Raw genomic sequence first — 8821 nt, 5'->3', positions numbered from 1 at the left:
GTCGTCGTGGTCGGCTCAGTCGTCGTGGTCGGCTCAGTCGTCGTGGTCGGCTCAGTCGTCGTGGTCGGTGTCGGAATTACGGTCGTGCCGCAGTTGTGACGGTGACAATGCCAGCCATAGTTGCCGTTGCCGTTGTTGCCGCCACCGTTGCCGTTGTGACCGCCACCGTTGCCGTTGTTATTGCCGCCGTTGCCGTTGTGACCGCCACCGTTGCCGTTGTTATTGCCGCCGTTGTTGCCGTAATTGCCGTTTCCATTGCCGTTGTTGCCACCACCGCTGTTGCCGCCAGGTTGGGCGGCGACGATGGCGGGGAAGACCGATACGGCAAGGACGCCGATACCCATCAGGCACATCACAGCAACAAGCATCATCGCTAGCCGTCGTGGCTGGCTCATCGACATTCCTCCCCGACACATACGTCCGACCTGCGGAAAACTGCGGCAGACTCACCGTGCCTATCGCACCGGACACACCCTCGTTACATTTCCGGCAAACATGTATCCGCCCAAGGATCATCCCTCACTTGGAAGCTCAACGGTCCGGATCAGCGGTCGCAATCGTATGAAACGGCGCACACTCAGATCGAATCTTCGCAATTCGGGCAGGCCCTGAAAATGCAGGAAAGGGTCGTTCAACTTTCGTTGAAAGACCCTTTTCGCTGGTACTTCTTGGTGGAGCTGAGGGGAATCGAACCCCTGACCTCTTCGATGCGAACGAAGCGCGCTACCAACTGCGCCACAGCCCCGTGCCACCGCCTCAGCGGTGCTCGGCAACTCTAACAGGAACGAATACTCCCGTTGGAATCACCCGACACGAACTTTCGGCCCGACAAGATCGGCCCAGAAGATCACTGACCGGACGCGCGACGCATCTCGGTGTGCCTGATCTCTTCTTCGTAGTGATCCAGGTGATCGAACACCGGATCTTCGTCGTCGACCTCGAGGACAACCGCCCCTGGCCGACGCAGTCGCGCCGGAATCAGGCGAAGCTCTTCGTCGGTGTGCGATTCGACTCCGAGTCGCGATCGGTTGAGGCGTTCGGTACGACGGCGGCGAATCTCTTGCTCGATCCGAACCTGCCGACGCAAGTACGCCATGTACCCGCCGAGGCCGCACACGGTCAGCGCAAACAACCACCACACCATCGGCGAGATGATCAATGCGAGAGCGCCCGAGAGAATCGCGACGAACGCAAGTCCCAGCAATGTCCGCTGACGGAATGCATACCGCGCCTCCCGGGCGATGGCATCCGCTTCGGGGTCGAATCCGCCTCGGCCGCGCCGAACCGGAACAAATTCTCCGACCGGTGCACGACCGCCGGCGTAGTCATCTTCTGCGTGAGTGTCCATCTGGTCCTCCGCGTCGTAGCTGCTGCGCACTGGTTCTGGTTGCCAGTTCGGATCGCTTCGATGTCCTGCTGCCGGCCCGCGCTGAACAGGGTTGCTGTCGCCGCGGTGGAGTACTCGAGTCGCGAGTGCCGCGTCACTCGTCTGCCGGATCCTGGGGCGCTTGTTGACAAGCATCGGCACCAGGACGAACAGCCACACGGCCACCAGCCCGATCCACACGAATGAGCTAGGCATGCCGCGGCCTCCTCCCGATCACCTACCAGCACCTATGCCAGCCGTTGACGAGTCAAGGTTAACGGCCGACGCCCTCGCATCGTTGCCGACGCGCCGAACCCCACCATACTCATGTGTCACACGCGTACCGAACTGAACTTCCGGTTCAGTCCCAAAAGTCTCAAGTTCTGGTTGAATCAAAAACCACATTTTCCCGCCCGAAAGTAGGACTACTCAGCGGTAACTGCTGTTTAGCTCGCGTTTCTCACGCTTCTGGCGCCGTCTTCGTCACACCCACGAAGCGCGTCCGGACCGCACCAATCTGTCGACGACGGTGGTGGGTACTTCCTCGATGGTCATTCCGACCAGAAGATGATCACGCCATTGGCCGTCGACATCGAGGTAGCGCTTGAGAAGACCTTCCTCCCGGAACCCAACGTTTCGTAGGACTGCGCGACTCGACGCGTTCTCCGGCCGAACAGTGGCCTCCACTCGATGCAGACCGACCTTCGAGAATGCGTGATCGAGTGTGAGTGCAACGGCAGCTGTGGCTACGCCCCCACCGGTCACGTGCGAGGCGACCCAATAGCCCACCCAGGCGGACCGCAGAGCGCCGCGCACCACATTTCCGATGGTGACCTGCCCGCAGTACTTCCCGTCGAGTTCGATCACCAGGGGAAGGATCCTGCCCTTGCGCGCTTCGGAGCGAAGGTTTCCGCACAGGGACGGCCAGACGGTGATGTGGTGGCGAGCATCCCAGGGCGATTCTCCGGTGGGCTCCCACGGCTCGAGGTGCTCGCGATCGCGAATGCGGAGACGACTCCACACAGCAGCGTCACGGAGCTTCACGGGGCGGACGGTCACCACTCCCGCGGGCACTCGCAGCGGGCCGAGATCTTCCGGCCATCCTGGATGGACTGACATCACACCCCACTCGGGTCGGCGTTACCCACGTTGGGCGAGAAAAGCTACGTCGACTTCTTCACCGATGTGCACTTCGGTGACGTCTCGATCGACCAGAACCAAGCAATTGGCTTCCGCCAAGGTCGCGAGGAGATGTGAGGACGCACCGGGCGCACCCCCGAGGGCCTGCACCAGGTACTCCCCTGTCGCTTCGTCACGCATCAGCTGACCACGCAGAAAACCCTTGCGATCGGCAATCGACGTGATCGTTCCCACTGTCCGCGCCTTCACTACTCGCCGCATCGGCTGGCGGCGTCCGAGCGCGATTCTGATCAGCGGGCGAACCATGACTTCGAATACCACCAGTGCGCTGACCGGGTTGGACGGTAGGAGAAAGGTCGGAACCTCGTCCCTTCCCAGCTTTCCGAAGCCTTGCACCGATCCCGGATGCATGGCAACGCGCTCCACCTCGAGTGTCCCCAGGTCGGCAAGCGCCTCACGAACCTCGTCGGACGCTCCGCCGCCCACGGCACCGGCGATGACAACGATTTCCGAGCGAATCAGCTGTCCCTCGACTACTTCGCGAAGACGACGAGAGTCGTTGCCTGCGATTCCCACACGGTTGACGTCGGCGCCGGCATCGCGCGCTGCGGCGGCGAGGGCATACGAATTGACGTCGTAGACCTGACCAGGCCCCGGCGTGCGATCCACGTCGACGAGTTCTCCACCGACGCTGATGACGGAGAGGCGCGGACGGGGATGGACGAGTACTTTGTCGCGGCCGACCGCGGCGAGCAACCCGACCTGTGCGGCTCCGATGATGGTGCCTGCCCGAACGGCCACGTCGCCCGGCTGGACGTCGTCGCCTGCACGGCGAACGTAATCGCCCGAACGCACCGGCTCGAAGATCCGAACGCGAGCGCGCCCACCGTCGGTGTTCTCGAGGGGAAGAACTGCGTCGGCCAGCGTGGGCAAAGGCGCGCCGGTGTCGACTCGGACGGCCTGGCGAGGTTGCAAGCGGATCGGTTGGCGTGAGCCCGCCGTCACCTCACCGACCACCGGCAAGCTGAGGTCGGTAGGCTCGCCGTCCTCGCCTCGGAGGTCGGCTCCGGCGCCGGCGACATCGACACTGCGAACCGCGTAACCGTCGATGGCAGCTTGATCGAATCCCGGCAATGGGCGTTCGGTCACCACTTCCTCGGCACACAGCAGTCCCTGCGCCTCCGAGATGGCGACCCGAACCGGACGGGGTGCCACTGCAGCAGCGGTAACCCTGGTCTGCTGCTCCTCAACCGACCGCATCTGGTCCGCGTCCTCCTGTGTCTGGAAATTCGGTGATATCCGTCAGCTCATGATGCCTTGCCGCCGAAAAGGGACAAGCACATTGATACTGCGTTATCGGGCGATCAACCACCGTGGCGACACGCTCAGCGGTCGAGCCGATCCGCGAGCCACTTACGCAAGGACGGGCCGTAATCGTCACTGTCGAGCGCCAGGTCCACCGAAGCGCGGAGGTACCCGCCGGGGTTGCCCAGGTCATGACGCGTTCCGCGGTGCACCACCACGTGAACCGGATGGCCCTCGGAAATCAGGAGAGCGATGGCGTCGGTGAGTTGCAACTCACCGCCGGCTCCCGGCTCGATGCGACGAAGTGCGTCGAAGATCGCACGATCGAGCAGATAGCGACCTGCAGCGGCAAAGGTCGACGGCGCGTCTTCCACAGCCGGCTTCTCGACCATGCCGACGACCTTGAGGACGTCGGGATTGACCGCGTCGGGAACGATCTCGACGTCGAAGACGCCGTAAGCGCTGACTGCGTCTTTCGGGACGTCGATTGCACAGAGAACGGATCCGCCGCGCTTGGCCCGAACTCGCGCCATGATCTCCAGGACGCCACGCGGTAGTACGAGATCATCGGGCAGAAGGACCGCGATGGCATCTTCGTCGTCGTCGAGAACCGACTCGACGCAACCGACTGCATGCCCGAGGCCGAGGGGCTGCTCCTGAATCACGGAGTCGACTTCGAGCAAACCCGGCGCTTTGCGCACCTTCGCCAGGGCAGCGAGTTTTCCGCTTGCTTCCAGCTTGCTTTCGAGCACGAGATCCTCGACGAAGTGGGCAACCACGCCGTCTTTGCCCGGGGACGTCACGATGACGAGCCGCTCGGCTCCCGAGTCCGCAGCTTCACCTGCCACCAGTTCGATACCCGGTGTGTCCACGACCGGCAGTAATTCTTTCGGAACCGTCTTGGTGGCAGGCAGGAAACGCGTACCAAGTCCGGCTGCGGGAACCACGGCCGTACGGAAGGCCCTCGTGCTGCTAGCGACAACGTCTGTCATGCCAACACCTTAGCCGCCGCTTGTTACCGCTCGGTCAGCACGACGAATATCGTTGCGGGGTGACACCTCAGACAAAAGCACAATGGCGACAAATCACACTCGCAGCACGTGATGCAGTCTCCGAGCACACTCGAAACACGGAAACTGCGGCGTTGATCACGCACATACGTTCAGTGATTGTCGACGGCTCGGTCGTCTGTGCGTACGTCCCCACCCGCACCGAACCAGGATCCACCGATTTGCTCGACGCCGTTGCCGAGATCGCTCAGCGTGTACTACTTCCGATCACCGGGGAGCCGGGACCGTTGTCCTGGGTCGAGTACAGCGGCGCGGACGGTTTGCGCCCCGCGAAGTACGGCATTCGGGAGCCTGTCGGACCCGTCTTGCCACCGGAAGCCCTGTCCGACGTGGAATGCATGCTTGTCCCTGCTCTCGCGGTGGATCTTCGCGGAACACGCCTCGGCCGTGGCGCAGGCTTCTACGACCGGACGCTCGGGTCGGTCGGACCACAGACTCGGCTCGTGGCAATTGTCAGAGACTCCGAACTCGTCGAGGCCTTGCCTGCCGACGACCACGACATTCCCATGGGCTGGGCATTGACGCCGCGCGGCGGCCTCACGCAACTCAAAGGCGATTGATCTGCGGGAATAGATCCCTGATTAGCGCTGTTGGCACTGTCACTTGTAGAGTGCTAAAGGCTGCGGTGTAAATACGCGGCTGCTCGAACATCACAGTGCGGAGGAAGCCCGGTGCCCACCTACTCATACGCATGTACGGAATGTGACAACCGTTTCGACATCGTCCAGTCCTTCAGCGAAGATTCGCTGACGGTCTGCCCAGCTTGCTCAGGCAAGCTCCGCAAGCTGTTCAACTCTGTTGGCATCGTGTTCAAGGGCAGCGGCTTCTACCGCACCGACAGCCGCGGCGGCTCCGGGACTGCGAGCGAGCCGGCCAAGAGCGATTCGGCACCCGCTGCGAAGTCCGAGTCCAAGTCGGACTCCTCTTCGACATCGAGTTCGTCGACCAGCACGCCGGCGCCCGCAAAGGCTGCCGCAAGCTGATTTCCACAACCTCCGGGTTGTCCACAGGTTCACATTGTCAGGGCCGGAAGCACCGCTTCCGGCCCTAACGTGCATGAATGCCGTCAGTACGTTCTCGTTCGCCGAGGCGCTCCCATCCATTGCGCGCCCAGCTCGATCTCACGCCGAACACCTTCGATCGCGTCGTCGAACTGACACGCGGCACACGGTTTCGCTCAGCGACCGTCCGCAAGATCGCAGTGGTCGTCCTGGCCACACTCGGCGTTGTTCTCTTCTTTCGAGGCGATCCCGCGACTGACACCGTCGCCGTAGTTGTCTCGAGCCGCGATCTCATTCCGGGGCAGGTGATTGCGGATTCGGACGTCGAGGTCCGCGAGATCGACTCGAAACAACTTCCCGAAGGAGTTGTCTCCGACACCGACCTGGTAGTCGGGAGAACCGTTGCCGGCCCGATTCGCTCCGGAGAAACCGTCACCGACGTGCGCGTTCTCAGCCCACGGCTGGCCGGGTTGTCGGTAGGAACCGACGACGCCCGCATCGTCCCCGTCCGATTGGCCGATGCGGCCGTCGCGGACATGTTGCGCAGCGGGGACGTCGTCGACGTCCTGACCGTCGGCCCTGACACATCCCGCCCAGACACACCCCCCCCCGACACACCCAACGAATCAGTTGCAGACAAGGCCCCACAAATTCTTGCGGCAGGAGCGGTAGTCGCGTTGGTCACCACGTCGGAAAGTACACGTAACCAGCAGGAACAGGTGATTTTGCTGGCCCTGCCGACACCAGCAGCCAACGTCGTAGCCGCGGCATCTCTGTCCAATGCGATCACCGTGACATTTCGCTGACCGCACAAAGCGTCCGAAGCTCCTCTAGGATTTTTCCAGTCGGTTCGGTATCAACGGACCATCTGGCACTTGCCATCGGAGACTCGAGGGGACACCGACATGCTCAAGGGATTCAAGGACTTCCTGCTTCGCGGAAACGTGCTCGACCTGGCCGTCGCAGTGGTCATCGGCGCGGCCTTCACCGCCATCGTGACTGCCTTCACCAGCAATATCATCAACCCACTTGTCGCTTCGATTGGCGGAGCCAACGAATACGGGTGGGGCATTCAGCTGACGGGTGACTCCGCTGAGACGTTCCTGAACTTCGGTGCGGTCGTCACCGCGATCATCAACTTCATCATCATCGCAGCGGTCGTCTACTTCGTGCTGATCGTCCCTGCGAATGCAGCGAAGAAGAAGTTCGTCTCCGAGCCCGAGGACAAGGAAGCCAGCGAAACCGATCTGCTCATTCAGATCCGCGACATCCTCTCGGCCAATGCCGGTGGCGCCGACACGGGAGCGCACGCCAAGACTCTCGAATAGGCAGTGCCCACAGATCAAATCAGGCCCTCGGACAATTGTCCGGGGGCCTGATTTACTTCTCAACCGCCGTGGTGCGGGGGCCGCTGACTGCGCAGCCAGTCGTCGTCCGAGGACCGCGAGGATCCTTCGGGACCCCGCTCGTCCGACGTCGTCTCGGGAAAGACGTCCCCGAATATACGCGCCAGGCGCTTCTTGTCGACTGACGGCTTCTTCGGGGTATCTGGTTGCTCCGACAAGCTGTCTCAGCCCTCGAGGCTGGACAGCTCGGCGATCACGTGACTCGCCAAAGCCGTCAGGGTTGCCATGCCGTCGCGAATTGCCGGCCTGGTCGACGCCAGATTGGCGACCACGGTGCTTCCCGAAACCCCGACGAGGCCGCGGGACAAGCCTGCTTCGAGCGATCCGGCCGAAAGACCGGAAGCACGAAGTGCTTCGGCAATTCCCGGGATCTCGCGATCGAGAACCTCAGCGGTCACGTCAGGAGTGACGTCACGCGGGGATACCCCGGTACCGCCGACCGAGATGACGAGGTCGACGCCACCGATGACTGCGGTGTTGAGAGCGTTGCGGATCTCCACTTCGTCGGCGGCGACGGCGACCGTCGCATCGACGAGAAAACCCGCTTCGTTCAGCAGTTCCGTGACCAGTGGACCGATGGAGTCGGTGTTGTCGCCGTGGGCTGTGCGATCGTCGACGATGACGACCAGAGCGCGGCCGGCCGATGTGGCTTCGAGTTCCATGACTCCTACCGTAGTGTCCGATCCCGACGCCGTTGCGATCTGGCCGAAGATCGGGTCGATCGTCTGCTGATCGCCGAACATCATCGGCCGCCCTGCGCTGCCGCGGTTCCCAACGTGACGTCGACGGTCTTGGTCTGCCCGCCGTCGCTGTACGTGATCGAGACCTTGTCGCCGGGAGCATGTGAACGCACTGCCGCGATCAGCGAATCACCATCTGCGACAACACGATCGTCGACCTTGGTGATGACTGCACCCTTCGGGATACCGGCCTTGGCTGCCGGCCCGTCAGCAGTGACATCCATGACGGTTGCGCCGTCGGCGTTGTCCTGCGACGGCACGGTCACGCCGATCATGGCCTGAGTCGCCTTGCCGGTCTTGATCAGTTCGTCGGCGACGCGGCGTGCCTGATCGATCGGGATGGCGAAACCGAGGCCGATCGAACCGCCTTGGGTACCCGACGACGCTCCGAGCGAGGCGATCGCCGTGTTGATGCCGATCAGCTGGCCGTCCATGTTGACGAGGGCGCCACCGGAGTTGCCGGGGTTGATCGCTGCGTCGGTCTGCAGAGCGTCGATGACAGTGTTCTGATTGCCGGACTCGCCGCTCGTGGACACCGGGCGATCGAGTGCGGAGATGATGCCTTCGGTGACCGTGCCGGCCAGGCCGAGTGGGGACCCGACGGCAACCACCTGCTGTCCGACCTGGACGTCGCCGGAGTTGCCGAGATCGATGGGGGTGAGGTCGTTTCGACCGTCGACCTTGATGACGGCGATGTCGGAGACGGGATCGGCACCGACCAGAGTGGCCGAGGCCTTGGTTCCGTCGGAGAACGCAACGCGAAGTTGCGCTCCCTGTGCGCCGGCAACGTGGT

General features: G+C 62.8%; 12 protein-coding genes and 1 tRNA gene. 4 read left to right on the top strand and 9 right to left on the bottom strand.

All coding sequences use genetic code 11. The features are described from left to right. From A2J01_RS35605 to A2J01_RS01355, 6 genes are all read right to left on the bottom strand, one after another. Positions 1-395, bottom strand: a 395-nt coding sequence (locus tag A2J01_RS35605; protein WP_197494135.1) for a hypothetical protein, incomplete at its 3' end; no start/stop codon positions are given. A 274-nt stretch (positions 396-669) separates the two neighbouring features. Then, positions 670-745, bottom strand: a tRNA-Ala gene (locus A2J01_RS01375). A 102-nt stretch (positions 746-847) separates the two neighbouring features. After that, complete coding sequence (gene sepX / locus A2J01_RS01370; RefSeq protein WP_007727521.1) at positions 848-1582, bottom strand: divisome protein SepX/GlpR; 735 nt, start codon at positions 1580-1582, stop codon at positions 848-850. Positions 1583-1849: 267 nt separating this feature from the next. Next, the gene (locus tag A2J01_RS01365) at positions 1850-2485 is read right to left on the bottom strand and encodes a GNAT family N-acetyltransferase (RefSeq protein ID WP_007727523.1); all 636 of its coding nucleotides are present in this window, start codon (positions 2483-2485) and stop codon (positions 1850-1852) included. Positions 2486-2506: 21 nt separating this feature from the next. Continuing rightward, on the bottom strand, positions 2507-3766 hold the full coding sequence (gene glp / locus A2J01_RS01360) for a molybdotransferase-like divisome protein Glp (RefSeq protein WP_003946353.1): 1260 nt from the start codon (positions 3764-3766) through the stop codon (positions 2507-2509). 125 nt (positions 3767-3891) lie between these two features. Further along, complete coding sequence (locus tag A2J01_RS01355; RefSeq protein WP_003946415.1) at positions 3892-4803, bottom strand: UTP--glucose-1-phosphate uridylyltransferase; 912 nt, start codon at positions 4801-4803, stop codon at positions 3892-3894. Positions 4804-4862: 59 nt separating this feature from the next. On the opposite strand from A2J01_RS01355, the gene A2J01_RS01350 reads away from it, so the two are divergent. The 4 genes from A2J01_RS01350 to mscL all read left to right on the top strand — a co-directional run bounded on the left by A2J01_RS01350 (position 4863) and on the right by mscL (position 7210). After that, a complete protein-coding gene (locus A2J01_RS01350; RefSeq protein WP_030536326.1) occupies positions 4863-5441 on the top strand; it encodes a 5-formyltetrahydrofolate cyclo-ligase in 579 nt (192 codons plus the stop codon). Positions 5442-5552: 111 nt separating this feature from the next. After that, on the top strand, positions 5553-5864 hold the full coding sequence (locus A2J01_RS01345; RefSeq protein ID WP_003946378.1) for an FmdB family zinc ribbon protein: 312 nt from the start codon (positions 5553-5555) through the stop codon (positions 5862-5864). 77 nt (positions 5865-5941) lie between these two features. Beyond that, positions 5942-6688: an SAF domain-containing protein gene (locus tag A2J01_RS01340; protein ID WP_064111622.1), complete on the top strand. Its 747-nt coding sequence runs from the start codon at positions 5942-5944 to the stop codon at positions 6686-6688. A 99-nt stretch (positions 6689-6787) separates the two neighbouring features. Beyond that, positions 6788-7210 carry a large conductance mechanosensitive channel protein MscL gene (gene mscL / locus A2J01_RS01335; protein ID WP_030536328.1) on the top strand — a complete coding sequence of 141 codons (423 nt, stop codon included), beginning with the start codon at positions 6788-6790 and terminating at the stop codon, positions 7208-7210. A gap of 59 nt (positions 7211-7269) precedes the next feature. On the opposite strand, the gene A2J01_RS36210 is transcribed toward mscL, so the two are convergent. The 3 genes from A2J01_RS36210 to A2J01_RS01325 form a co-directional block, all read right to left on the bottom strand. Continuing rightward, entirely contained in the window at positions 7270-7446 is a 177-nt protein-coding gene (locus A2J01_RS36210) for a hypothetical protein (protein ID WP_003946347.1), read from the bottom strand. A 6-nt stretch (positions 7447-7452) separates the two neighbouring features. Then, entirely contained in the window at positions 7453-7950 is a 498-nt protein-coding gene (locus tag A2J01_RS01330) for a MogA/MoaB family molybdenum cofactor biosynthesis protein (RefSeq protein WP_176720912.1), read from the bottom strand. An 80-nt stretch (positions 7951-8030) separates the two neighbouring features. After that, positions 8031-8821, bottom strand: a 791-nt coding sequence (locus A2J01_RS01325) for a S1C family serine protease (RefSeq protein ID WP_064111620.1), incomplete at its 5' end; no start/stop codon positions are given.

This window comes from Rhodococcus sp. EPR-134 (genome assembly GCF_001647205.1).
GTDB lineage: Bacteria > Actinomycetota > Actinomycetes > Mycobacteriales > Mycobacteriaceae > Rhodococcus_F > Rhodococcus_F qingshengii.
Note: the sequence above shows the minus strand (reverse complement) of the source record. Positions and strands in the feature narration are given on the sequence as shown.

Bases quoted from the DNA above. Each gene is read 5' to 3' on its own strand.
- A2J01_RS01330 (WP_176720912.1), bottom strand. From the start codon at position 7,950: ATGGAACTCGAAGCCACATCGGCCGGCCGCGCTCTGGTCGTCATCGTC.
- A2J01_RS01340 (WP_064111622.1), top strand. From the start codon at position 5,942: ATGCCGTCAGTACGTTCTCGTTCGCCGAGGCGCTCCCATCCATTGCGC.
- A2J01_RS01365 (WP_007727523.1), bottom strand. From the start codon at position 2,485: ATGTCAGTCCATCCAGGATGGCCGGAAGATCTCGGCCCGCTGCGAGTG.
- A2J01_RS01355 (WP_003946415.1), bottom strand. From the start codon at position 4,803: ATGACAGACGTTGTCGCTAGCAGCACGAGGGCCTTCCGTACGGCCGTG.
- mscL (WP_030536328.1), top strand. From the start codon at position 6,788: ATGCTCAAGGGATTCAAGGACTTCCTGCTTCGCGGAAACGTGCTCGAC.
- sepX (WP_007727521.1), bottom strand. From the start codon at position 1,582: ATGCCTAGCTCATTCGTGTGGATCGGGCTGGTGGCCGTGTGGCTGTTC.
- glp (WP_003946353.1), bottom strand. From the start codon at position 3,766: ATGCGGTCGGTTGAGGAGCAGCAGACCAGGGTTACCGCTGCTGCAGTG.